The sequence below is a fragment of the Chitinophaga sp. 05T412 genome (assembly GCF_056396465.1).
Genome location: NZ_JBFTLN010000004.1, coordinates 438632 through 463330, shown reverse-complemented (window position 1 = coordinate 463330; position 24699 = coordinate 438632). Strand labels below are relative to the sequence as shown.

The 24699-nt window shown below is 44.1% G+C and carries 21 protein-coding genes; 5 read left to right on the top strand and 16 right to left on the bottom strand.

Features of this window, described 5'->3' with window-relative positions; translation table 11 throughout:
* Window positions 1-2 precede the first annotated feature (2 nt).
* The 7 genes from AC1DFM_RS12240 to AC1DFM_RS12210 all read right to left on the bottom strand — a co-directional run bounded on the left by AC1DFM_RS12240 (window position 3) and on the right by AC1DFM_RS12210 (window position 9369).
* Window positions 3-1094 (bottom strand): Gfo/Idh/MocA family protein, encoded by a 1092-nt coding sequence (locus AC1DFM_RS12240; RefSeq protein ID WP_477077017.1) that lies wholly within the window; start codon window positions 1092-1094, stop codon window positions 3-5.
* 87 nt (window positions 1095-1181) lie between these two features.
* Window positions 1182-1997, bottom strand: a complete 816-nt coding sequence (locus AC1DFM_RS12235; RefSeq protein ID WP_477077016.1) for a glycoside hydrolase family 16 protein — start codon at window positions 1995-1997, stop codon at window positions 1182-1184.
* Window positions 1998-2040: 43 nt separating this feature from the next.
* Window positions 2041-3579, bottom strand: coding sequence for a RagB/SusD family nutrient uptake outer membrane protein (locus AC1DFM_RS12230; protein ID WP_477077015.1), 1539 nt, complete (start codon window positions 3577-3579; stop codon window positions 2041-2043).
* 75 nt (window positions 3580-3654) lie between these two features.
* Window positions 3655-6717 (bottom strand): SusC/RagA family TonB-linked outer membrane protein, encoded by a 3063-nt coding sequence (locus AC1DFM_RS12225; protein ID WP_477077014.1) that lies wholly within the window; start codon window positions 6715-6717, stop codon window positions 3655-3657.
* A 717-nt stretch (window positions 6718-7434) separates the two neighbouring features.
* Window positions 7435-7881, bottom strand: a complete 447-nt coding sequence (locus AC1DFM_RS12220; protein WP_477077013.1) for a GNAT family N-acetyltransferase — start codon at window positions 7879-7881, stop codon at window positions 7435-7437.
* A 28-nt stretch (window positions 7882-7909) separates the two neighbouring features.
* Complete coding sequence (locus AC1DFM_RS12215) at window positions 7910-8650, bottom strand: YggS family pyridoxal phosphate-dependent enzyme (RefSeq protein WP_477077012.1); 741 nt, start codon at window positions 8648-8650, stop codon at window positions 7910-7912.
* Window positions 8647-9369 carry an AAA family ATPase gene (locus AC1DFM_RS12210; RefSeq protein WP_477077011.1) on the bottom strand — a complete coding sequence of 241 codons (723 nt, stop codon included), beginning with the start codon at window positions 9367-9369 and terminating at the stop codon, window positions 8647-8649. The genes AC1DFM_RS12215 and AC1DFM_RS12210 overlap by 4 nt, the downstream gene beginning before the upstream one ends.
* Before the next feature lie 183 nt (window positions 9370-9552).
* Between AC1DFM_RS12210 and AC1DFM_RS12205 the strand changes: the two genes are divergently transcribed.
* From AC1DFM_RS12205 to AC1DFM_RS12195, 3 genes are all read left to right on the top strand, one after another.
* Window positions 9553-10017 carry a hypothetical protein gene (locus AC1DFM_RS12205; protein WP_477077010.1) on the top strand — a complete coding sequence of 155 codons (465 nt, stop codon included), beginning with the start codon at window positions 9553-9555 and terminating at the stop codon, window positions 10015-10017.
* A gap of 200 nt (window positions 10018-10217) precedes the next feature.
* Window positions 10218-10808, top strand: a complete 591-nt coding sequence (locus tag AC1DFM_RS12200) for a helix-turn-helix domain-containing protein (protein WP_477077009.1) — start codon at window positions 10218-10220, stop codon at window positions 10806-10808.
* 15 nt (window positions 10809-10823) lie between these two features.
* Window positions 10824-11873 carry a 2Fe-2S iron-sulfur cluster-binding protein gene (locus AC1DFM_RS12195; RefSeq protein WP_477077008.1) on the top strand — a complete coding sequence of 350 codons (1050 nt, stop codon included), beginning with the start codon at window positions 10824-10826 and terminating at the stop codon, window positions 11871-11873.
* Between the two features lie 59 nt (window positions 11874-11932).
* Here AC1DFM_RS12195 and AC1DFM_RS12190 read toward each other — a convergent pair whose 3' ends face one another.
* Complete coding sequence (locus AC1DFM_RS12190) at window positions 11933-12598, bottom strand: hypothetical protein (protein ID WP_477077007.1); 666 nt, start codon at window positions 12596-12598, stop codon at window positions 11933-11935.
* A gap of 33 nt (window positions 12599-12631) precedes the next feature.
* On the bottom strand, window positions 12632-13927 hold the full coding sequence (locus tag AC1DFM_RS12185; protein ID WP_477077006.1) for a DUF3108 domain-containing protein: 1296 nt from the start codon (window positions 13925-13927) through the stop codon (window positions 12632-12634).
* 210 nt (window positions 13928-14137) lie between these two features.
* Here AC1DFM_RS12185 and AC1DFM_RS12180 point away from each other — a divergent pair, with 210 nt between their 5' ends.
* Complete coding sequence (locus AC1DFM_RS12180) at window positions 14138-14350, top strand: heavy-metal-associated domain-containing protein (protein ID WP_477077005.1); 213 nt, start codon at window positions 14138-14140, stop codon at window positions 14348-14350.
* A 74-nt stretch (window positions 14351-14424) separates the two neighbouring features.
* Here AC1DFM_RS12180 and AC1DFM_RS12175 read toward each other — a convergent pair whose 3' ends face one another.
* Entirely contained in the window at window positions 14425-15402 is a 978-nt protein-coding gene (locus AC1DFM_RS12175; RefSeq protein WP_477077004.1) for a GlxA family transcriptional regulator, read from the bottom strand.
* 118 nt (window positions 15403-15520) lie between these two features.
* On the opposite strand from AC1DFM_RS12175, the gene AC1DFM_RS12170 reads away from it, so the two are divergent.
* On the top strand, window positions 15521-15952 hold the full coding sequence (locus tag AC1DFM_RS12170) for a VOC family protein (RefSeq protein WP_477077003.1): 432 nt from the start codon (window positions 15521-15523) through the stop codon (window positions 15950-15952).
* A 60-nt stretch (window positions 15953-16012) separates the two neighbouring features.
* On the opposite strand, the gene AC1DFM_RS12165 is transcribed toward AC1DFM_RS12170, so the two are convergent.
* From AC1DFM_RS12165 to AC1DFM_RS12140, 6 genes are all read right to left on the bottom strand, one after another.
* Window positions 16013-16411 (bottom strand): DUF6896 domain-containing protein, encoded by a 399-nt coding sequence (locus AC1DFM_RS12165; RefSeq protein ID WP_477077002.1) that lies wholly within the window; start codon window positions 16409-16411, stop codon window positions 16013-16015.
* A gap of 47 nt (window positions 16412-16458) precedes the next feature.
* The gene (locus AC1DFM_RS12160; RefSeq protein WP_477077001.1) at window positions 16459-16848 is read right to left on the bottom strand and encodes a hypothetical protein; all 390 of its coding nucleotides are present in this window, start codon (window positions 16846-16848) and stop codon (window positions 16459-16461) included.
* A gap of 167 nt (window positions 16849-17015) precedes the next feature.
* Complete coding sequence (locus AC1DFM_RS12155; RefSeq protein ID WP_477077000.1) at window positions 17016-17708, bottom strand: DUF4998 domain-containing protein; 693 nt, start codon at window positions 17706-17708, stop codon at window positions 17016-17018.
* Window positions 17709-17720: 12 nt separating this feature from the next.
* Window positions 17721-18950, bottom strand: coding sequence for a DUF5000 domain-containing lipoprotein (locus AC1DFM_RS12150; RefSeq protein WP_477076999.1), 1230 nt, complete (start codon window positions 18948-18950; stop codon window positions 17721-17723).
* Window positions 18951-18979: 29 nt separating this feature from the next.
* Window positions 18980-20917, bottom strand: coding sequence for a RagB/SusD family nutrient uptake outer membrane protein (locus AC1DFM_RS12145; protein ID WP_477076998.1), 1938 nt, complete (start codon window positions 20915-20917; stop codon window positions 18980-18982).
* 11 nt (window positions 20918-20928) lie between these two features.
* Window positions 20929-24198: a SusC/RagA family TonB-linked outer membrane protein gene (locus AC1DFM_RS12140; protein WP_477076997.1), complete on the bottom strand. Its 3270-nt coding sequence runs from the start codon at window positions 24196-24198 to the stop codon at window positions 20929-20931.
* Window positions 24199-24699: the final 501 nt, after the last annotated feature.

The window sequence follows — 24699 nt, the reverse complement described above, 5'->3', positions numbered from 1 at the left end:
TGCTATTTTGCAGGGCCGTTTAACCACAAATCAACCGGTTTGGCTACGGATGGTGTAAAGGGCAAGGTGATTTTTTTACCTTCTCCCGCTGCCGCGTAAGCAGCATAGATAATCTCCAATACTACCCGTCCGTCTTTGCCCGTCACCAGTGGTGTTTTATCATTTTTCACACAGTCGATAAAGTGTTTTAACTCCTGCGGATAGCCCTGGTTAAAAGCTTCTTCAAACATGCAGAAACTCCAGCCCACCGTCGTATCTGTTTTTTCCATCGCGTAACCGTAGCCGCTTCTGCTGTAAGCCAGTATGGAATTACCGGTAAATAAGTCAGCATAGACGACCCCGTTAGTGCCGTGAATTTCACTGCGGTCGTCCATTCCTCCATGTTTTGCCCAGGAGTTTTCCACCACACCAGTCACACCGTTTTCAAATTCAATGATGATAATCGAATTGTCTTCCCCCCTGGTTCGTCCTTTATGCAATACGGTATTCATGGAAGCGGTGACACTCAGTGCACGGCTGTTTTTCAGTATCCAGCGGAACCAGGCGATCCCATGGCATCCCATATCCATCAATACGCCACCACCGGATTGATTTACATCATAGAACCAATCCGAATGTGGGCCTGAATGCTTTTCTGATTGTTTCAGCATATAGATGTCGCCAACGGCGCCTTCTTCCACCATCTGCCGCGCACGCTCGTATTTGGGTGCAAAGCAAAGTTCCTCTGCGTACATCAGTTTCACCCCGGCTTTGTCGCAGGCGGCTATCATTTCATCTGCTTCTTCCAGTGTTACGGCCAGCGGTTTTTCGATAATGATATGCTTGCCCGCTGCCGCCGCTTTTAACGTGGCTTCGCAATGCAGGAAGTTCGGCAAACAAATATCCACTACGTCTATATCTGTGTTTTGTAATAAGTCGTCAATGGAAGAAAAGTATTGCGCGATATGATGCTTATCTGCAAAGGCTTTCGCTTTGTCTGCATGTCGCGCATACACCGCTACTATCTCAGCTTCCGGCACAAACCGTATATAACTTTCCAAATGAATGTCAGCAATAAATCCTGCTCCCAGTATGGCTACTTTTACCCGTGTCATTGGCTTTAAAAGATTCGTTAAAAAATATTATCGTAAGCTAATAGCTAACTGCTAAAAGCTTACGATAATATACAACTTATACTTTTACTATTTTGCCATTTCATACATCCTGACATAATCCACCTGCATGGCCGCGGGGAACACGGATTCATCCAAACCTTCTTTTCCGCCCCAGTTACCACCAACAGCTACATTCAGCAGCAAATAAAATCGCTTATCGAATGGCCAGCCTTCATGGCCTTTGTGTTCATTGGCTACCTGGTAATATACTTTATTATCCAGCAGGAAGGTGATGTGATCAGGTGTCCACTCTACACCATATAGATGAAACTGATCATAAGGATGTGCAATAAAAACACCTTTGGTTTTCTGGGTGCCGATAACATGATTATAGGTTTTGCTATGCAAACTTCCAAACATGCTGTCTTTCATATAACCTACGTGTTCCATCACATCAATTTCGCCACTTTCCGGCCAGCCGCCGTAGGCATCGTCGGTAGACAACATCCAGATAGCAGGCCATAGCCCTCTGCCTTTAGGCAGTTTGGCTTTTACCTCCAGCTTGCCGTATTTCCAGTCGCCCTTGTTTTTAGTCACCATCCTGGCGGAAGTATATTTATTCTTTCCGGTACCCGCGTTTCTGGCGGTAATAAACAGCAAGCCATTTTGCACCTTCGCGTTATTGGTATCAGCAGCGGTATACAGCTGCAGCTCATTATTCCCCCAGCCTGACCGGCCTGTCTGATATCCCCACTTAGTGCTGTCCGGGACGCCTTTGTAGTTAAACTCATCACTCCAGACCAGCTTCCACTTCTTGTGGCGCTGAATGGACTGTGCCTGCACCATAGTGGTATACCCACAGATGGTCAGCAGCAAAAACAGCGCATAGTTTTTTTTCTTCATGTTCATGATTTCGGTGATAGTAACAATCGTTCCTGCAATAAATTTAATCTTTCAACTTTGGATTGATATCCTCCTGCGCCTGCGGAATGGGGATGTATTCGCTTTTCCCTTTCACAAATCCGGGAAGCACGGTGGCCGCCTGATCTGTTCTCAGCAAATCATTAAATCTTTCGCCCCACCATTCGCAGATCAATTCTGCATGCCGTTCATCCATCAGCTGTTGCAGGGTTACGCTGGAAATAGGGTCCAGCTTTACGCGTTTCCTTACTTCATTCACCTGGGCATCACCACTTTGTCCTTTACGGATTTTAGCTTCTGCATTCATCAATAGTACTTCAGCATAGCGCATGATCCGGACATTATTATTGGCGCCGTAAAAATCAACTCTGCCGGGTGTCATTTGTGAAGTAGGGAAATAGGCTTTTCCATTGAAATACTTTTTGCGGGAGGCATTCCCTGAGATAGTATCACCAGCAGGTGTTACCTTATAGGTTCCCGGAGCGCCATTGATACCGCAGTATTCAATAGCTGTTTTTAAACGTACACTATCGTTACGTGATTTCAGGAAATCAAACGCTTTTTGTGTAGGTACCATCCAGCCCGGACCGGAGATCACGGGACTATAGGTATTTTCAGGCGCCTGGAACAGGTAGAAGTTAGCCCATGTTTCATTAGCACCGCCGCCGGTAACGATATCGCCGCTGCTTTGTCCGAAGTCGGAGTATTGCAGTTCAAGAATCGCCTCATTACACAACTTACCCGGCTTCTTAAATAACTGGTAGTAATCACCAAACAGGGAGAACTGATGGCTATTCACAATCTGGTTAGTACAATCCAGCACAACGTCCCAGTAAGGGCTACCGCTGTTATTACCTGCCAGGTCCATGGCGGCTTTTGCTTTCAGCATCAGTGCGGTGTATTTTGTTACGCCACCTACATGTACAGCTGCATTGGGTCTGGCATCTTCCAGGTTGCCAATGCAGTAATCCATTTCAGCCATGACATACTTGTTCACGTCTTCAATACTGCTTTTGCCAACGCCACCCAGGGTCGCAGCATCATTACTTTCGATACCAAGGATGGGGGTTGCGCCATAGGTTCTGCCAATCCAGAACTGCGCCATGGCCCTGTAGAAGCGTACTTCCGCCTGATACCTTGCCATCAGTTTGGTATTCTCGGCATCACCGGCAGGAATATTTTTAGCGAATTCATTCAATTCTGCCAGCGCACTATTCGCGTTTAATACCACCGCATACATACTGATCCACATGTCGTTGATGCCCCAGTAACTTTTTACGGTTACATCCGTCTGGAAGTTATGGATGGCTATTTGTCCGGCGTCGTCATTGCCTGTTTCAACATCATCACTGCGTACAGCGCGCATGGCCACGCTGATCCATTTCGCAAAAGTACCGCTGGCAGCCGTTCTGTATACACCCGATACCGGCTGATACATCAGCGACAAATCCTTATAATTGACGGTAGTAATGGGCGCTTTGTTCTCCTGCGGACGGTCCAGAAACTTGGAACAACCGGTAGATAACAGTATGATGATGAGTAAGATGGATATATAACTTCTCATATTTTCTTTTTTAAAATTTTCTAGCACGATAGATAGATGATAAACATTTTCGTATAGCCGGTAACGAAAGCCTTCTTAGAAAGTAGCTCTTACGCCTAAGCTATAGGTAGAAGATACCGGGTACACATTGGAGTCATAACCGGAAACGCCCTGATAGCTGCTAATTTCTGGCGTGAAGCCATTGTATTTGGTAAACATAAAAGGTCTGTCGGCCGTAGCAAATATTCTCATGGCTATTGGAGATTGCTTACCTATATCAAAATTATATCCCAGTTGAATGTTCTGAATACGCAGATAGGCGCCGCTTTCTACAAAGAAGGAGTTGCTTACTTTAAACCAGCCTTGTCCCAGTGCATAGGCAGAAGGGTAGGCATTCGTAGAGCCGGGGCCAGTCCAGAGACCGCTGGCAAATTTTTCATCGAGGTTCAGTGAAGAAGATGCTTTGTAAAGCCGGCCCCTGTTCAGGTTAAATATTTTGTTACCGGATACCCCCTGGAAGGCAACGCTGAAATCAAACTTTTTATACGTGAGACCAATATTGATACCGTAGGTAACTTTTGGCAAATAGCTTCCCATATTTACACGGTCTTTATTATCCAGCACGCCATCGCCGTTCTGGTCTTTATATTTAGGGAAACCAGGAAGGATAGGTGAAGTGGCCGTTTGATTATAACTTTTGGCGATTGGATCATTATCTATCTCCTGTTGGGTTTGATAAACGCCGATGAATTCATAGCCGTAGAAATAGTTGATCGGTTGCCCTACCACTATACGATTTGGAAACTCTGCAGTCCACTCAGGAAAACCTCCGGTGGAACTGGGGAGAGGGCCCAGGCTGGTCACCTTATTTTTTAAGGTAGACATATTAGCGCCAATAGAATACCCCACATTACCAATTTTATCGCTCCAGTTCAGTACGACGTCCCAACCGCTGTTCACCATATCGGCCCAGTTACCATAAATAGTGTTGTAGGTAAAAGGAACACCCTTGTAAAAAGCAGCCCCGGTGGTTTTTCTGTTGTAGTAGTCAACAGAACCTTTTAATCTTGCATTGAGCAATTCAAAATCAACACCTCCATCCCACTCTGTCACTACTTCCCAGGAGATGTCCTGGAATAAACGATTCACGGTATATCCCGGCACATAAGTTCCATTGGCCCCGGCAGTGCTACCAAAAATGGCGGAGTTGCCGTTACCGGTTTGCACAATGGCGTAGCCGGCATTAGGATTTACCCCATCATTTCCAAGACGGCCCCAGCTACCCCTGATTTTTAAGAAGTCAAACAAATGCTGATGTTGCATAAACGCCTCTCTGCTGATCACCCATCCTAAACCTACTGAAGGGAAATAGCCCCATTTGGTCTGGTATTTAGAACTACCATCTGCACGGAAGGTGGCGGTCAACAGGTATTTATTGTCGAAGTCATAAGTACCGCGCGTAAAATAGGAAATACCAGCATTACGGGTACCGTCTTCACCGTAGGTAGAATTGGTGGCACTCGGGTTGGCATACCAGGCTTCCTCCAGATTAGGTACATTATCAGCTTCTGCACGCGTTTGGCGCCAGCGTTCTTCCCTGGTAGATTGTCCCAGGAGTAAGCTCCAGTGGTGACGTCCTTTGCCGTCTTTATAGGTCAGCAAATTATCGAGGATGTAATTGGTCGTCCGTTCCTGGATAGACTTCAGATGCGAAGCAGTTTTGCCTGCAGCAGGGCCCAGGTTCTGTTCCGGACTGTAGTTGGTTTCCAGCAACGATCCGTAGATCTGGCTTAACTGAGACCGGAAAGTGATTTTATTCTGCCAAAATCCTGCTTCGGCATACAAGGTTGGCAAAATCTGAAATCCTTTTGACCGGTCGTAATGATAATAAGCAGTAGCCAGGGGATTCTTATCATCCGACCTGCCGATCACAGATGGCGCTGCGAATTTTACCGGGTAAGCATTTACGTTGGTACTGTCGTACGCCGGGAATAAAGGAGAAGCCGTGTAGGCATTCAGGAATGCGGAGTTATCAGGACTGAAAGTAGTGGAATTATTAAAGATAGCAGTAATACCCACCTTCAGCCAGCTAAATGCATGCGCTTCCAGTTGCAACCGGCCGTTATAGCGTTTAAAATTATTCAGGGCATTCAGAATACCATTCTGGTAAGTATAGTTCAGCCCCATAGAATAAGTGATTTTATCACTTCCACCCGTAACATCAATGCCATGATTGGTGATCAGCGCACTTTTTCTGAGGATCACATCGTACCAGTCGGTGCTGGTAGTGGGATCATAACCGGTACCACCATATTTCTGGGATGACAACAACGCGGTACCACTATCTGCCACAGATCCCCGTTGCAGTGAAAATGACGTATACTGTTTCCCGTTAGCCATCTTCAATACATTTGTGGGCTTCTGCATACCTACATACCCGGTATAGGTGACCCGGGTTTTCATGTTAAGTTTTCCTTTCCTGGTGGTAATCAGCACCACACCATTGGCGGCGCGCACACCATAGATAGCGGCGGCAGACGCATCCTTTAACACGGACATATCCGCAATATCGCCGGGGTTCAGGAAATTAATATCCGTCACGAACATTCCATCCACCACATACAGGGGGTTCTCATTATTAAAGGAGCCTACTCCCCTCACACGGACGTTGGGGACACTACCCGGTGCCCCGCTGGTTACCACCTGCACACCAGGCACACTTCCCTGTAGCGCTTCCATAGCGGTAGCCGTAGTACGTTTCATCATATTGTCGGTATTCACCGTAGTAACGGGAGCGGTCAGGTCCGCTTTCTTTTGGGTACCATACCCTACTACCACTACTTCATCCAGTCCGGTACGGGTAGGCTCCAGTTGTACATTCACCACATTACCAGTGATGGCTACTACCCGCCTGGCAAATCCTATGGCGGATACCGCCAGTGAATCGGCACCAGGCGATACCGCCAGGCTAAAACCACCCACCTCGTTGGTTATCGTACCATTTGCAGTACCCTTTACCCCAACCGAGGCGCCAATAACAGGCAGGTTCTTGTCATCGGTTACCGTACCTTTCACGACTTTATTTTGAGCGCTGGCGGTAAACCGGATGATCATGGAAAGAAAAAGGGGGATAATAATACAGGTATACTTTTTTTTCATACGCAAAATTTAGTTTTGGTCGTTCCTTAATAGTGAATCGTGGATAAAACAAATGTAGGATAGCTGTTAGGAAAATGTTAGGAAACCACCACTTCATTACTACGTCATATAGCGTAATTCTCCGTTTTTATAGTACTTCCGGCTACTACAGGACTACTACATCAGCCCGTCCACATTACTTTATGGAAAAGGCATCTCTGTAAATCCCTTTTTTGTGGGTACTACTTCTTTATGGCAAGGATATAGCGCAGGTACAACATGCACCTATTGGAGAGGATGGAAAAATGTACGTGGGTGGATAGGATGAGGTAAAAGGACTTTCTTTGAGGTTGACGAGCACTTCTTTGATTAGCGTCGCTCCAGCAGGTCCCATAAGTTACCATAGAGGTCTTCAAAAATTTGAAAATCCCCTTTTTACGGGATGCAGGGACAGTGAATTATGGCGTACTTTAATAGTACAGGCATTTGCCTGCCCACCTCAAATTTAAAGCTATGAAAAAGAAAATGCAATTGCAGAAACTTGTTTTGAGCAAAAAAATTGTTGCGCGATTGAGCAAGCTATCCACCAGCAACGGAGCGGGTTACCTGATTACAGATCCAACTACAGAAAATCCTTGTGATCCCGTACACAGTATGCTACTTTGCAGTCGCAGAACTTGCTAACAAAAAACTATTTTCCGGGGTGATACAAGGTATACCCCGGAAATTTTCTGGCCGCTATGCCTTCCACCAGTTGTAATAATTGTGTTCATGGTCCACTTCAAATCCTGTTTTGGGATACAGCTGATTACCGATGGTATTTGTTTTTTCGGTTTCCAGTAACAGGCCACAGGCATTGGTTTCCTCGCACCAGGCTTTACAGCGGTCAATAATCATTACGGAAAGACCTTGTCCTCTGTAATTTGGGTCAACAAACAAATCGCTCAATAACCACTGACGCTCAAGCTTTTTGTAATGAAACAGTGAGTAGAGCTGGGCAAATCCTACCGCTTTGCCATCTACCAGCGCTAAAAAGGTATCTGATTCCCCTTTACTGATTCTTTCCTGTAAAAAGTTTTTCCCTTTTTCGAGATCTGAAGGCTGCCGGTAAAAAATGCGGTAATGGTTGAATAATTCCGCGAATTCATCAAGATGTTCGATTCCTGCTTTGACAATTTGTACCATCGCTTATCATTTAGTGTTTGAGTTCCCGTCATTGTACCTTTGTCGATTCATCCCAGTAGTAACTATCGGGCGTAGGCCGCTGGCCGAATATAGCGGTGCCTACCCGCACTATAGTAGCGCCTTCTTCTATGGCCGTTTCCAGGTCGCCGCTCATGCCCATAGACAATTCCGCCATCGCTACACGGGGAATAGCTACAGCGCTGATCTGTTGTTGTAATGATTTCAGGAGATGAAAACAGGCACGCACCTTTTCCGTTTCAGCGCTCAGCAACCCAATGGTCATTAGCCCTTTTATATGCAGCGTATCCAGGCGGGACACCCGCTCTACCAGTTCCATGGCGCCTTCCGGCGATACGCCGAATTTGCTTTCTTCGCCGGAGGTATTTACCTGTATCAACACATCCATCTGCTTGTTCTCCAATAGCAGCCGCTGATGCAGTTTTTCCGCCAGGTCCAGGCGGTCCATCGACTGGATACAGGTCACCTCATATTTCAGCAGGTCTTTAATTTTGTTGGTTTGCAGGTGACCGATGAAATGATTTTCATGTGGCACTGCTTTCAACGCATCATATTTTTCCTTCAGCTCCTGCACTTTGTTTTCTGCAATCAACGTATATCCTGCCTCCAGTGCCACTTTGATACGCTCCGCCGGCACCGTTTTAGTCGCTAACAACAGTTTTACGCTGTTGCTGCTCCTTCCGCTGTTGCTACAGGCTTGTGCTATGCTGTTATTAATTTTCCGGAGATGTTGCCGGATGTCTTCACTCATAGGTTCACATTTTTTGTCGTTGACTCCAGGTGAGCAATCAGGTTAGTTTTCACTTGTGTGAGCACATCATCTTTGGCTTCCGCAAAAGAGACATTCATTTTACGCTGTACCTGCCGCATATGTTCCGGGAAACGGGCTAACAGGGTATCGTAGTAATCATTTAGCACTTCGTCAGCCGGCATTTCAAATGAGAGGTTGAGTTGAAAACGCCGGAGCAGGGCATGGTCTATAATATGCACATGGTTGGTAGCACCGATCAGCAGGGCTTTTTCCGGGAAATAATCAATCAGCTGAATAAGTGTATTAACGAGGCGTCTCATCTCTCCTACGTCCTGCTGATCATCGTCGCGGGCTTTGCCGATCTGGTCAAACTCATCTAGAAACAATACCGCTTTTTCGCGGGCCGCCTTATCGAATACCGCTTTAATATTCTGAGATGTTTCCCCAATGCGGGCACAGATGATATTACTGAGGTTTAATATAAACAGCGGCTTTCCCAGCGCATTGGCAATAGCTTTGGCAGTGGTGGTTTTACCACAGCCAGAGGCGCCGTGCAGCATGATCTTATTATTAACCGGCAATCCGTACTGCTGTAATTCCTGTACGTAATAATGTTCCTTGATCAGTTGCTCAATCGCTTTTCTTTTTTCGTCCGGCAGAAAAATATCCTCCAGTTGCGTTGTTTCCTTATCTGCAATAATGAGATCGTAAATGTGCATAGTGACTACAGTCCTTTTTTTGATGAACATATAATGCGGGTAGCATTATCACCCCACAAATGTACGGGATCACTGGATGATGCAGGTGGTCCCATTTTTATAAAATAGGTAGTCCAGCTAAAAAGGCGCAATTCCTTTACATGATGCTACCCCTCATCCAAACTAAATAACTATTTTAGTTCCATGAAACATTTTATTGTTTGTAACAACTGTGGCGCCAGGGTTTCTGGTTTATTGGAGGAGCTGGTAGCACTGGATTTTATCGGAAAAATGGATGGCGAATTACTGTTGTCAGCAGGGCAATATGGCATTGATGAAAACGGTGATTACTATATCTGTACGTCGGACAAACATCACTTGTCTTATCATCCTGATGGGAACAGAATGACAGGCTGTTGTGGCCCTTCCCCTGATGGGTTACCTAACCTCGTATGCATTTGTAAATCAGAGACCGGCAGGGAAGTAACAGATTGCTGGACGGCGCACTACATCATACTATACAAGAAAGGAGTAACACTAAAGGAAGATAGCACCGGGCTATTAGCCGAGGTATTAGCCCTACCTATATCCGAAGAAATTAAATATCAATATGAGATCTTAATCCAGTATGGCGATACGGCATCCCTTCTAAAGGAACTCAGAAAATGAGCAATACGGGCATTTGCCCTTAGTGAAAACGACCCGCTTTAAAACATAAAATAAATATATAATATATATAAAAGGCCCATCCGTAAAGGATTTCCATCCCTTCCCCTTCACCCGGGCCAAATTATATAAACTTTCTCCTGAATTGTATAACGCTCCATGGGATGTATATCGGAGCTTTGCCACGGCACAAATCCGATATTATGCTAAGTAGCTATAAGATATTCATCAAAGGAATGGTATGCGACAGATGCATCCTTACGGTCAAAGATGCCCTGCATGAGCTGCAAATACCCGTCACTGGCGTTACTCTTGGGGAATTCACCACAGTGTCTGCCTTATCGGGGCCGGACCTGCAGGCCGTTGGGGAAAAGCTGCAACCGCTGGGATTCACCTTGTTAGAAGATAAGAAAACGAAATTGGTGAGAGATATTAAAGCCCTGGTGGAGAAAGTGTATTCCGGTTCCTACGACTTCCCGGAGAGCTTCCGTTTCTCGCAGCTATCGGCAACCAGCTTGCGGAAAGACTATGATTTGATCAGCAATACCTTTTCTGAGCTGGAAGGCATTACCCTGGAGAAATATATCATTGCGTTCCGTACCGAGAAAGTCAAAGAATTCCTGGTATATACTCATGAAACGCTGTCTGACATAGCGTTCCGGCTGGGTTACAGCAGTGGCGCCCATCTTTCCCGGCAGTTTAAAGATCAAACCGGCCTCAATACTTCTTACTTTAAAGACATCAGGAAATCGAAGGAAATCCTTTCTCACCAATCCACACCGCATACCCATTAAAAGCAATTCACCTACATGAACGACATACAGATCTGGCGCACGGCACATATTATTCCGGAAACCGCTTCCACAGTGACCATCCGGTTTGATACGGGCGATCAGCCTTTTATATACCAACCCGGACAATTTATCAATCTTACTTTAGTCATCAACGATAAGGCTATTACCCGGTCGTATTCCCTAAGCTCTGTGCCGGGCAAAGATCAGCAGCCCACCATCACGGTGAAAGCAGTGCCAGGCGGTATCATGAGCAATTACATCCTGACACATGCCAGCGAAATAAACGAATGGCAGGTGACAGGGCCCTTTGGCGCCTTCGTGCCTGCAGCATCCACCTGGTTTGCCAAACATATCGTATTGCTGGCTGGCGGAAGCGGTATCACACCACTGTACAGCATTGCCAGAGCCGTGGTGGATCAGTCTCCCGATACCCTGGTGACACTGATCTACGCCAGCCGGACACCGGAAGAAATTATATTCAGGGAGGATATTGCCTCCTGGCAGGACAACCACCCGGAAAGGATTCAGGTACACCACGCTCTTTCCGCACACGGCGACGCTGATATTCCTAACCTGGTCAAGGGACGATTGAATAAGCTGGTGACCCGCAAACTGATCAAGCAAAAGATTGCCGAACCACATGCTGATGTACATTACTTCATTTGCGGCCCTACGGGGCTGATGACAATGCACCAGGAAATGCTGGAAGCCATGCAGGTACCGGCCGAAAATATCTTCCTGGAGTGGTTTTCTCCTGAACCTATCAAGGCAGATGAAATATTACCGGATGCCCCACAGGAAGTACTGCTGCATTTTTATGAGCAATCCAACCTGTTAGATGTAAACCCGGGAAAAACTATTCTGGAGGCGGCGTTGGAGGACCGGATACCACTTCCTTATTCCTGCAAAGGCGGTACCTGCGGCGTTTGCACCGCAAAACTCACCGCCGGTAAAGTAAAAATGCGCCATAACTATGCCTTAGCGCCTTCCGATATCGACGATGGCATGATTCTCCTTTGTCAAAGCTTCCCCCTCACCGCCGACGTTACAGTAGAAATAGGATAAATGAAATGGCCATACGAATAAACCTCGTATGGCCGTTACATTTATAACTTGCTACTTACTTAATAATAGCATTCCTGCTTTCCTGAAACGATGAAGCTGTTTTCTCCCATATTGAGTGTATCCAGGCGGGGAAGGCTTTTGAACACATATTTGAAAGACTGGTGAGAAGCCTTTGCTGTTGAGGGTTGCGGATCATCATCACATCCTCCATCCGGCTCAAAATCGATCCGGACATCACCAGTGGAGAAATTGATTTGATATTTAGTAGCCCCATAACAGTTAGTGATCGCATTTACGGTTGAACCAATCAGGTACCAGCCATTATTCTGAAATCTGAAAATATGAGTAGACGTTTCGCTGTTACGTCCTCCGGCAAAACGCTGTTGCTCTATTACTATACAATTGCGGCGTATAGACAAGCTATTGACCTCTCTGTTCATCGGGAAATTGATGTTCTCAATGGAATCAATCGGTGTTTTGTACCACAACTGCTGCTTACCCATAACAGTCTTGTATACGGCCAACATCCTCGTTACCGCTAACTTGTCTTTCGGAGATACCACATCATAGATGTAGACCGTTTCGTTCACGCTATCCTTATCCAGATCACCAGTGGCCTGTCCTACTACCTGGCCTCCGGGAATGCCTGTATTAGCGGATTTCGACTGTCCATTGACAATCATCCCCATGACCAAACAAAAAAAAGATATGGCGATTACTTTCATAGTTTTTTCATTTCCCGCAAAAGATACCACAAATCAGCGTACATCTTTCAAACTAACAGTTACTTTATCGCCATCCTTATGAATAGTGATCTTCTCCTCTATTTCAGCTGTCGCGCCGGATGCGCCACTGGCTGAATTATAAATAGGCGTGGAAGATAACACCGCTCCACTTGGATGCACCAGGTTAGAAGTCCCGGCATAATATTGATAGGAGTACTTGTGTGTATATCCGAAAGTGGTCCACAGTATATATTCTCCAGGCATTAAGTTCGTGAATTCAAAGTGGCCTTTGTCATCATAAATGGTTGTTTTCTTAATACAGGCGGCCACGTTAGCATCAATAGGTACTTCCTGCACCTTGTTACGCTTCCGTATTTTCTTATTTACCGCTTTCCATTCTTCCAGATAATCAGAATTAGGCAACAGGTACACGGTGGTACCTTTGGGCGCGAATTGTGCTTTATTTATATTCACTACCTGCACCCGGCTGTTTCCGTGATCCCTGGCTAAGGCCGTACCCATGATGACACTATTTCCGTTTTCTATCTTTCTTAAATTCTCTGCTTTATCAAATTTGCTGGCTATAGGCTGGTAATCTAATTCTTCATTGACACAAATCTCTGTGGTACCACCACCTGCAGGCATTTCTCTTTGCCATATTCTATAGTCTTTTTTATCTATGATGTAGGTGTATACAGCTCCGGAGCTTTCTTCCAGTACACTCACCAGCCAGCTGTCGTGATTGCCGGTTTTAGGAGAACGCTGCACATAACTTTTTACATCTTTGATAATATAGTTAGATAAAACACTATCCGGGCTATCCATATAATAAAACTCCGGCACGATGGCCTTATAACCTACATCCAGTGGCAATGCGGTGAAGAAAATTTCTGACACATTGAAATCAACAAATTTTCCGGCAAATTTCATGGATATTGATTTCTCCTTATCCACTTTTGACTTCCGTTCCTTACCGGTAATGGTAGTTCCAAAATTCAATGCCAGCGAGCCTTTGGTGCTTTCCGATTTATAGCTGACCGGGCTGAGTGTTTTAGCATCTGCTACAGACGTTCTTTTCTTAAACCATTGGTCTTTCTCATCTACATAGTTCGCCACCAACGTCAGTTCGTTTCCTGAGACGGATATCTCGTTGGTATAACTACCCTTTTTTGTCCAGTTGTTATCTTTTACATAATAGATCGTGTATAACGATTTTCCGGGTTTTAAACGAGCGGTGTTAACGTCCGGGTGACCGGGTAATACCGTTTTCTGAGCAAAGCTGGCAAATGGCAATAGCAGCAGTAATACAGGTTTTAATGAAATTTGCATGAAGTCCTTATTTCTTACCAAACAATAATATAAACACTATCCCGACCACTTTTAGTGTGATTTTTCAAAGGTTTCCGAGATATGGAGGGCAAAAATAAGCATAAATGGGATAATTATATAAAACATCCGCTCTATAGTATAACGGAGAAGCACCTCCGTAGCTGTAATTTTACATCATCAAACAGCAAATCATCTTAAAAAGAAATAATCATGGAAACAGTACAATTCAAAACAAACATCAAATGTTCAGGTTGCATCGCCGCAGTTACCCCCGTATTAAATGAACTGGCAGGCGCCGATAACTGGGAAGTGGATCTGCAGAGCCCGGATAAATTATTGGTAGTAGCTACAGACAAGGCAGGAAAAGCTCAGATACAACAGGCTATCGAAAAGGCAGGGTATAAGGCGGAAGCAGTGGCATAAATGAAACGGCTGTACGAAAATAAAAATTCGTATAGCCGTTCCATTTTTGGTATAACCTACTTTTATACTGCTGGTCAGTCCAGCATTTTCCTTGAATACTTGTTCTTGTATTCCACGGGAGTCATACCCGTATTACGTCTGAACACGTCCCTAAAGCTCTGTGTATCGGTATAGCCCACATTCAGCATTACTTCCCGGATAGATTTTCTGCCAACTTCCAGTTGTTTTTTTGCCCCTTCAATTTTAACCCGTTGTATATACTCTGCCACGGTATTCCGGGTAGCTTTTTTGAAACGTCGTTCAAAGGATCTCCGGCTCATATTGAAGGCTATCGCCAGATCATCTACGGTGAGCTTTTCTTTATAATGCCTTTCAATATATAACTGCACGGCCTTAATGTTGTCGTCGTGATGTTCTTTGAGGCCATGGAACACGATGAAGGGAGACTGTACACTTTTGTCGAGGTCGATAACGAAGTATTTGGCTGCGTAGATGGCTATTTCCCGGCCTGCATATTTCTCTACCAGATGTAGCAGCAGGTTCCAGTAGGCATTGCCTCCTCCGCAGGAATAGAGGCCATGCTGGTCGGTGATCATGCGTTCATCTGTCACATCGATAGATGGGTAATAGAACTTTAATTCATTGGCATAATTCCAGTGAGTAGTACATTGCCGGCCTTTCAGGACTCCGGAAAAGGCCAATAGAAAAACGCCGGAGCTTAAACAGGCAATTTCAACCCCCTCTTTATATTGTTCGGCAGCCCACAGAGAATAAGGCGTATTAAGCATCACAGCGGTACTCATATCGCCTGTCAGTGTAGGAATGATAATGAGATCCGCGGTTTGTATGTCCTCCAGCCTCACATCAGGGACGACTTTAAAATGGCCCCCATTGTAGGTTACATCGGTTGTAATACCGGCTAGTCGTACATCAAACAAGGGCTTTTTCCCCCGCTCCGTCAGAAAGGTGTTCACCATGGTAAAAACTTGCTGGCAGTCTGCAATGGATGCCACGCCTGCATTTCTTACGGTGAGAATGAATATCTGGATCATAATGATCAAAAGTAAACCAAAGAAATGACGCAAACACCTATCATAAGTTGCCGTATTTACCGTTTATAGGGATTGCTTTCTGTCTTTACCTTTGCTTTCAGCTTAAAACACCTTTATCATGCAAGCAATTACCACTTATTTCAATTTCCAGGGCAATACCGAGGAGGCCATGAATTTCTACAAATCCATTTTCGGCGGAGAGTTTACTTCCTTTGCACGCTTTAAAGATACTCCCGGTGGCGAAAATATGCCACCTCACGAGCGGGATAAAATCATGAATATTATACTTACCACCAAAAACGGCGCAGTGCTGATGGGAACAGACTTCCTGGAGTCTATGGAACAGAAAGTACAGTTAGGGAATAATATACACCTGGTGATTCACACCGATACGGAAGAGGAAGTAGATAGCCTGTTTAAAGCACTTTCAACTGGCGGAAAAGTTGAAATGCCCGTGAATAAAACGTTCTGGGGGGCTTATTTTGGTATGTGTGAAGACCGGTTTGGCATCAAATGGATGCTCAATTATACCTATCCGGCGGCGAAGTAATCACCTGATAATGACGACTAAAAAGGCGCTGATAGAATCTATCAGTGCCTTTGTTTTCTATCAGTGACCGCTGATTATTCTCGTCAATACAAAATGTCCATTGTGTTTCTTCACATGCACCTTCAAACTATAAATATCTTTTATGATAGATTTATACTCCTTCAAGGCGTTAGTACTTTCTATAAATAAACAGAATTTAAAGTCGTCAAAAGAGTACCCGTTATTCCCATCAAAATCAAAAGAGATGACTTCCTCATCTGCAAAATAAACACTAACCCCTCCTCCATGAAAAGAGTATTCTATTTGATGATCGGCATCTAAATAGCCCGTCTTATCAATCAACCCGTTCCAGAACATTCCTAAATGATGCCCCTCCCCAAATTTATCAGTAAACAGCTGGATGATCATATGAATCCTACTATCATACAACTCAACATATTGACCTATCAACGTTTCCAATACCATCTTTATTTACTTCCTTTTATTTGTGAATTTAGATCTATCTCTCAACGCTGCCTGTTTAAATCGCTAATTGAAAATTCTATATCATAACAGCTAAAATCGTGATTATATTTCAGCGTGCCTAAACATTTGCTTACTGTAAAAAAGTCCCGAACTTCATGCTCGATAAATGTACCTATGCCAATAATAACACTATAATAAACATCTTCATGGTGATGCACATATTTATACACCACTACCTTAATTTCATCGTTTTCGTTTATCGTAACGTAGTCTATTAGCGTTGTGCTCTCGTTATAGACGGGAACACGGTAACCATCTGCACTTTCAAACGACTTATCCCAATTTAAAAATTCAAATAAATCATGACGCAGCTTACTCAGGAGAAATGCTTCCTTGATCAATCCACTTATAAGCGCTGTTTTTGTTTCCATCGTTTTATCGATTTTATGAATGTTGATTATTCCAATAAAACGACCTGACACTGCGGCCGTCTTTTACTTTTAAAGCATTACCGACAGCAATAAACAAATAATTCATCAATATAAAAAAAGGCTTGTAGGTAAACAACCTACAAGCCTTTCAAATTATCTGCTATCCGCTACTTAAGCGTCAGCGTATCACTATAAGTAACCTCAAAAGTATCAATCGCATTCCTGATGGGCACATAAGATGAACGCACCGCTACTTTTGTACCGGCTGTGGCCAGATTCAAAATAACAGAATCTGTCTTTGCGCTTATGTTTACTATCCTGGTTTGCTGCAGGCTATCCAGGTATGTAAGGGAGGTACTGATGTTTAAAGTATCTGCAACCGTAAAAAACAGCTTGTAAGTATTGCTGTTTATGGCTACAGGAGCCTTCCCCGCATTAAGGGAACGATTAACAAGGGAGGAAATATACAACGGACCATAAATCCTTACCGCAGAAAGTGTCTGCCCTATTGATCGTTCTCCTTTTTCTCCAATAGTATATAACACAAAATTTTGTATATCCTCATTAAGACCCGATATAATGGTACTGACAGTATCAGCCGGGTTATTACCTGAGCTCTTTAGTAGAATAGAATCATTACCGTTATTCCAGTAAATAATGTAACGCTTAATCCCTGGATCGGGACTTGGGTTCCATTGTAGTTTTAGGCGCAAATTTCCCTGATACGCCTTAAAATTATTGGTAAGTCCGGGGTATGTTATTTCGCTGCCGCCCAACAGGTCCCGGTATTTGGTGGCATCTTTAGCGCAGCTTAAAAACATAAGGGAAATAAACAGTATCCAGATGGCAGTTTGTCTCATATGTAAAGTTATTTAGTTTGTATTTCCGTATAATGTTATTTCCATGGCATGTGCAAAAGTGGCCCCAGACCAGGATTCTGACACGGCTAATCTCAGGAACCTTATTTTAGGCGCTTTAAAAGGCACATTCAATTCCAGTCCCCTGTTAAAGAATGCTTTATCGGCATCTGTTGGCGCAGTAGGAGGAGCGCCTGAAGGAGGTCCGGGCCATACATAGTTGCCCAGGTTTACCCAATCTCCCTGTACGGCGCCTTCTGGTGCAGATACGGGTAGAACAGCATCTGCCGGGGCGATCTTATCAGATCCCCACAAAGAAAAGACCTTTGGATTTCCATGTCCATATTCATATCCCGCTCGCCCATAAAGAATAAACCGGCTTAGCTTTGCATATACACCGATCCCAAAAGTGCATACAATGGGCAAGGGAACATTCTCCTGAACAGTATGCCAGCCATTGCCGTCTGTTCTGCCATCCCATAAATTGGGTAGCACCCATCCAAAACCAATTTTTGTATCACTGGGTAGGGCATTTGCAAAAAACTTGCTTTTATCCAGTTGCATCTCAAATAAAGGATTGATGGTTTTATAAACCGTATCTGAATTATTCCCCCATTGATCTGTAATGTATACGGCAAATTTTTTGGGTAACGTGTCAAATCCCCTGGTGGAAAAATTGACATGGTCGTAATCACTGAAATTTTGTTGATAGATCGAATATTTATCTGCCGCAACTGGCTGGTATAATACAATAACCCCCACTGCTTTTTTATCCGGGTTGGCAGTTTGAACATTCACCCCTCCAAAATCAGCCTGCATCTTTATTGTTCGTGCTACCAGTTTGTAAACAGGCGTATCAGGAAAAACAGGCACCGTTACCCCGTCAGACACTACATTGGAGCGGGTAACCGTGGTGAGGGTCACATCATATGCTTTCTTTTCCGCGAAACCTTCTACTGTAATCGTGTCACTATAGTAACTGGATTTAGTTTGCCTTTTCTTCCCGGTTTGCGTATTAATGGTATAATCGGCCTGGACATATAATACGTTACCTTCTTTGGGCAAATCATACGTAATATAAGAGCCGCCTTTAAAGTTGATTACTTTAATATTAGTCACCACTCCTGGCTTTGTCTTATCATTGGAAACAGGCTGATTATAGTCTACTACTTTACTACAGGAAAAGTGAACCCATAAAATAGCAACTAATAAAGCAAGCTTATGAAAGATATATCTGTCGCGCATAACTGTTCTTTTTTAATATCATTAAATTATTACCAGTACAATGTTTGAACAAGATTAGGATTGTTCGACAACGCGGCATCTGACAGCGGGAAGAAATAATCTTTTGTAGTCACTGCAGGTATAAATAAAGTTTGCAGGGTATAAAAATTATCATCTGTTTTTTGATAAATGCTCCACCCCTGAATAGGATTTGAAAGCACTGTCAGCATTTCCTTCCATCTCCGGAGATCCCAGCCGGCCTTTCCTTCAAAGCACAATTCTATCCGACGTTCACGATGGATGATCTCGCGGAGGCCTTCTTTAGAAGCTGGTTTTGAAGGGCGGTTACTATACTGCGCCCAGGATTCCAGTACACCTTTCAGGCCAGCACGTTGCCGTACCATATCTATATAGCTGTATGCCTCCTGTGTTGGTCCGTCTGCTTCATTCAGGCACTCCGCATAGAGCAGGTACAGATCAGCGAGACGGGTACGAGGTAAATGATAGGATGATTGCTGTACACCATCATCGAAAACGGTCAGATAGTTCACCAGCTTTTTAGGCCAGATAGCCAGCACATTAATCCTTACCCTGTCTTTAGGTCCGGCTTTTGAGTCCGCTCCTTTTGCTTCAATATACAGGGCGTTATTCTGATCAGTCACCCCATTACCAAACCATACTCCTCCATCAAAACCAATGTTGGCATAATATCTTTGTTCTCTGCTGAAATTATTTTTGATAGTTGTATATCCCTTGTGGATATAATATTTATTGGCCTCATCACCTGTTTGCAGATCAAAACGATGGCCATAGTCCCATGTTTTATCTTCATTAATAGGAATCCCCTTATCGGTATAGAACAAGTCGGTGGTAAAAAGAGGTACCGTAAAGCTACCTGCGGCAGCTGTTGAATTCTGCACTGCTTTAGAAGTGAGCCTGGGAATACAGAAGCTCTGATAGCCGAAAGTGGGGTTCAGCGCCCAGATAACTTCGGCATTAAAGTCCCATTTTTCGGTTACGGCATTTTGAATCGTTAATACACCTTTCAGGGAATCACTGACAACAGGTAGGTTAGCAGGTTGTATGAACCTATACAATTTCACGTTCACTGCAACAGCCGCATCAATGGCTGCTTTACAGGCTACTGCCGCTTTCTTCCACTTTGCCGGATCTGCTGTAGCAGAAAACAGCAGCTTCCCATCTTTGTTTTTGTATCCGGCATAGTCGGCATTCCCATTGTACAATGGGCTTGCCTGGGTGGCAAGTATTTCCGCTTTTACAGATAAAGCAATCACTTTAGTAATTCTTCCCAATTCCTTTTGTATGTTTCCAATCTGTTCCGGCAGGTCAGGCGCAGCCTCATCCAACAGCTGCGCTGCATAATTAAATACAGAATCAACAGGATCTCTCTTCACCCTGATCTCTTCAATAGGTGCGGTTACGGATTGGTTTACCTTGTAAATAGGAACAGGGCCATACATCCTCGCCAGGAAATAATAGTAGTATGCTTTCAGGAATTTTACCTCTGCAATCCATCGCGCTTTTTCACTGGGGCTGAGATCAATTGGTTTATCAATATTCTCCAGCATAATATTACAGCGCCTGATCGCCTGAAAAAGGCCATATCCCTGATTAGGGTTATCCCAGTAATTTAGTATTGGGTTAGAAATATTTTGTACTGTTCCGCGGATTAACTGAAAACCCGCATCTGCAATGGGTCTTTCCGATAAATCGTTAGGATAAACGATTTCGGCAGATGTAGTAAAACCTGGATCACTTAACACATCACCCATTTTCTGCAGCGTATTGTAGCAGGTAAACAGGTAATTTTCTGCTTCATTCCGGTTTCGGAAGGCGTAGTCTATCGTTCCTACGTTTTCAGGTGTTACATCCAGGTACTTTTTGCAACCGGTGTTTATCATCAAAATCAGACAAAACAGAAAAGCAGAAAATATGCTGGTAGTTATATTTTTTTGGAAGATGCTCATTTTTCTCGCTTTTATATGTTGATGTTAATACCAATGTTATATGCCTTCTGGATTGGATAGTTGAATCCATTTCCACCCAGCTCAGGGTCCCAGAGATTAAACCTGGTAATATTGAACAGGTTGATGCCATTTACATATATGCGGCAGTAATGGAGGCCCAGCTTTTTTAACAACGAGGGAGGCAACGCGTATCCGATTTCTGCGGTCTTCAATCTCAGGAAACTACCATCCCGCATCCACCAGGTACTACTCTGCAGGTTATTCTCAATGGCCTGTGAGCTGGTACCCAGGCGGGGATAGAGCGCATAAAGATTCTGGTTTTCTTCCGACCAGTGATTGTCAGCAAACGCCTTTAACACTTGTGATTGTCCCTGAATCTGAGGTGCTGGTGGAATAACAAAAGGACTCACGGATCTCGGGTCTATAAAAAGGGACACTCTCGATTGTCCCTGAAAGCGGGCGTTAAATTCGATGCCTTTGTAGTTTACAGAAAATCCAAAGCCATACATGATTTGAGGAACGGTCGGATATCCGATCGGCGCCATGTCCGCCACAGTGATGCGCCCATCTCCATTCAGGTCTCTGTATTTGATATCGCCTCCTTTAACAGCGTTACCTCCAAATTGCTGCGTTGGAGAAGCAGCGGCTTCTTTGTCGTCAACAAAAAGTCTTTCCGCAATATAGCCGAACTGTTGATTCAACGCAGTGCCTGACCGATACCTCCAGGCCTCCGCATATTGAGGCTCTTCGTACACGCCATAAGTACCTTTTGAGTAGGTCAGGTTAGACATGATCAACACTCTGAGGTCCTTTGAAAAATTATGGTTAATGTTGGCTGTCAGATCAAGCCCGCTTACATTCACTGTTCCTTTGTTGGTCAGGATGTCCGCTTCCAGTCCCATGCTCGATGGAATATTGCGCTTCATCAGGATATTGCGGCGGTCTTGTTTCCAGTATTCCACGATGAAATCAATATCCTTGAGTACCGTGAGTTCAACGCCTGTATTCAGAATTTTAGCTGTTTCCCAGGTAACATTCCTGTTCTCGTAATTCCTGATACTCACTCCATTTCTGCTGTAGCCGTTATTCAGTCCGAAAGAGGAGCCATTACCCGCGTTGAGGTTTACATCCGATAAATAGAAGAACCTTTGTTGGCCAATGTCATCATTTCCACTCAGCCCGTAACTCGCACGTAATTTAAGAGAGCTAACAATGTCGGCCAGACCACCACTCCAGAATTTTTCCTTTGACACCATCCAGGAAGCGCCAATAGTTGGGAAGAAGCCGAAGCGATGATTCTCGGAAAAACGTTCAGACCCGTTGTACCCAAAGTTAAATTCAACGAAGTACCGCGTCAGATAGTTGTAGGCTACTCTTCCTGCCAGGTTAAGGTTTCTGTAGGGTAATGAATATTGAAGACTGGGTACTTGTGTAACAGGATCAACACCGTTGGCAATCAGTTTCTGTTGCCTGACTCCAATTAATGACGCAGAAATATTATGGTCATGCAATTGCTTCGCATATTCCAGCTGCGCCTGAAAGTGTAGAAAGGTATTGGCATCCTTCTTTCCTGGTGAATATTGCAGATACTCCGTAGCCGCACTGTTGTCGCCCGAACCAAGACTGCCCAGGAAAGTACCACCTGGCAGGGAGTTTAACCAGGTAAGTGCATATTGATTAGTCGCCTTGTTGTAGTCCTGCGGCTGAATGGTATAATAAAAAGGATTATAAGCCATGGTATTATCGAAATAGGCGTACCTGTTAGTATTGAAAAAACCTTGTAGCTTCAATCCGGGCACTACAAAATCCAGGTCCTGATGTATCTCCAGTGTTGCCGACATACGGGACTCTGAAAATCTTTTGTATCCTCTCAGCATCTGTGCATAAGGATTAGAATACCCAACTCCCATCTGGCTGGCACTGGCCCCCGCCTGACTGGAATTACCAAAGAGAATATGCTGTGTCAACCTGTTTGCCGAATCCGGTTGATAGTAAGCAGGAAATAGCACCGGACTGGTATGCATAGCGGCACTGTAGAGATCTGAAGAGAAGGAAGCGTCATTCGTCATGGGGCCATTATAGTCATTGAAATTTCCCCATAGCCTTATTACCATCTCCGTCGTTTTTGTAAGATTTACGTTTACATTGGAGCGTAACTGATAGTTTTTATAATTAACATTATTGTTGAAATTATTTGCGGGACTTTTCTTCAGCATGCCATTGTCGTTGCTAAAAGATCCTGATACAATAAAGCGTGCTATATCTCCTCCACCGCTGACATTAAGATTGGCTCTCTGGGTGCTGGTAGACTTCTTGAACAGCATATCAAGCCAGTCCACCGCCGGGTAAACATAAGGATTACTGCCGGGAGCATGTTTAAGTGTTTGTTCTGTATTGTATATTTTATCGGCATCAAATATGATGGGCTGAAGCGGATCACGGGTAGTGGTGGCCTCATTATACATTTTCATGTAAGTAATGGGATCTGCCAGTTTTATGGTTTGTGTGGGTTTTGAAATAGCATTCTCCAGAATCAGATTAAGGTTCGTTTTTCCTACTTTCCCTTCTTTGGTAGTCACCAGAATAACACCATTGGCGCCTCTTGCGCCGTATAATGCAGTCGCACTGGCATCTTTCAAAATAGAAAAACTGGCAATATCATTCACCTGCAAACGCGCCAGATCATTTGTTGTCAATTCAACGTTATCAATCAGGATGAGCGGATTTTGGCGATAACCAAACGTGGTAACACCCCGGATGAAAAAGTTGGAATTGTCTAAGCCTGGTTGTCCGCTTGACTGCCCCCCAATAATGCCGGCAACCTGACCGGCTAACGCATTTGTCAGGTTACTTCCTGCGGTTCTCAGGTTGTCTGGCTTAATAGTAACAACGGAGCCTACTACTGATTCCTTTATCTGCTTCTTTCCAAAAGCCGTTACCACAAAGTCTTTCAACACTGTTTTGGATGGCCGCAGCACCACAGTAATCATCTTTTTCTGCTCCGTTACTGCAACGGTATCTCCGTTGTAACCAACAAATTTGAAAATTAGTACGGTACCAGAAGTGACGTCCAGTACAAATTTACCGTTAACATCTGTGGCCGTACCGTTAGACCTGGTACCAGATGCCCAGACACTTACACCGGGAAGAGGATTCTTTGCTGAATCAGTTACTGTTCCAATAACAGAAAATTTGCTTTGTGAGTAAGCTTGCACAAAGAATAAACTAAAAGACAGGAACACAACGTGAAATGCAAAGCCCAATGGTAGCTTTTTAAACATACACAATAATTGTTTAGATGAAGAATAAATTTTGATTGATAAAAACAAATGATGGCAGTAACAACATACTACGTCCGACAAGGATGCCGATCGAACATAATCTCCCCTGCTGACTTCCATCTTAATAAGGAAACAGACAATTTAATTCACTGGAAATACTGAATACCAGGCAGTCCTGGCTAATTACACCGCATAGTTATTACAGGAATACATTTCACTGTATACGCGCGCACGTGGGTCAATAATTTTTAGTACAAATTAAATTTTAAGAAAATAACGGATTAAACGCTCACTTACTATCTATGATTTTGATTGAATCTTCGGTACAACAGAATTGATCTTAAGAATTGGGATTCTATATTTATTACTATCAAATTAATTCAATTATTATCAGAAACAAATACTTTTTACGTCTTGGTGAAAATAATATTAGCAACTGCGATTATCATACAAAAAATCAAACAAAACAGATCATCACTGCAGCACCTATATAGTATCTAC

Bases quoted from the DNA above. Each gene is read 5' to 3' on its own strand.
- AC1DFM_RS12240 (WP_477077017.1), bottom strand. From the start codon at position 1,094: ATGACACGGGTAAAAGTAGCCATACTGGGAGCAGGATTTATTGCTGAC.
- AC1DFM_RS12235 (WP_477077016.1), bottom strand. From the start codon at position 1,997: ATGAAGAAAAAAAACTATGCGCTGTTTTTGCTGCTGACCATCTGTGGG.
- AC1DFM_RS12230 (WP_477077015.1), bottom strand. From the start codon at position 3,579: ATGAGAAGTTATATATCCATCTTACTCATCATCATACTGTTATCTACC.
- AC1DFM_RS12225 (WP_477077014.1), bottom strand. From the start codon at position 6,717: ATGAAAAAAAAGTATACCTGTATTATTATCCCCCTTTTTCTTTCCATG.
- AC1DFM_RS12220 (WP_477077013.1), bottom strand. From the start codon at position 7,881: ATGGTACAAATTGTCAAAGCAGGAATCGAACATCTTGATGAATTCGCG.
- AC1DFM_RS12215 (WP_477077012.1), bottom strand. From the start codon at position 8,650: ATGAGTGAAGACATCCGGCAACATCTCCGGAAAATTAATAACAGCATA.
- AC1DFM_RS12210 (WP_477077011.1), bottom strand. From the start codon at position 9,369: ATGCACATTTACGATCTCATTATTGCAGATAAGGAAACAACGCAACTG.
- AC1DFM_RS12205 (WP_477077010.1), top strand. From the start codon at position 9,553: ATGAAACATTTTATTGTTTGTAACAACTGTGGCGCCAGGGTTTCTGGT.
- AC1DFM_RS12200 (WP_477077009.1), top strand. From the start codon at position 10,218: ATGCTAAGTAGCTATAAGATATTCATCAAAGGAATGGTATGCGACAGA.
- AC1DFM_RS12195 (WP_477077008.1), top strand. From the start codon at position 10,824: ATGAACGACATACAGATCTGGCGCACGGCACATATTATTCCGGAAACC.
- AC1DFM_RS12190 (WP_477077007.1), bottom strand. From the start codon at position 12,598: ATGAAAGTAATCGCCATATCTTTTTTTTGTTTGGTCATGGGGATGATT.
- AC1DFM_RS12185 (WP_477077006.1), bottom strand. From the start codon at position 13,927: ATGCAAATTTCATTAAAACCTGTATTACTGCTGCTATTGCCATTTGCC.
- AC1DFM_RS12180 (WP_477077005.1), top strand. From the start codon at position 14,138: ATGGAAACAGTACAATTCAAAACAAACATCAAATGTTCAGGTTGCATC.
- AC1DFM_RS12175 (WP_477077004.1), bottom strand. From the start codon at position 15,402: ATGATCCAGATATTCATTCTCACCGTAAGAAATGCAGGCGTGGCATCC.
- AC1DFM_RS12170 (WP_477077003.1), top strand. From the start codon at position 15,521: ATGCAAGCAATTACCACTTATTTCAATTTCCAGGGCAATACCGAGGAG.
- AC1DFM_RS12160 (WP_477077001.1), bottom strand. From the start codon at position 16,848: ATGGAAACAAAAACAGCGCTTATAAGTGGATTGATCAAGGAAGCATTT.
- AC1DFM_RS12155 (WP_477077000.1), bottom strand. From the start codon at position 17,708: ATGAGACAAACTGCCATCTGGATACTGTTTATTTCCCTTATGTTTTTA.
- AC1DFM_RS12150 (WP_477076999.1), bottom strand. From the start codon at position 18,950: ATGCGCGACAGATATATCTTTCATAAGCTTGCTTTATTAGTTGCTATT.
- AC1DFM_RS12145 (WP_477076998.1), bottom strand. From the start codon at position 20,917: ATGAGCATCTTCCAAAAAAATATAACTACCAGCATATTTTCTGCTTTT.
- AC1DFM_RS12140 (WP_477076997.1), bottom strand. From the start codon at position 24,198: ATGTTTAAAAAGCTACCATTGGGCTTTGCATTTCACGTTGTGTTCCTG.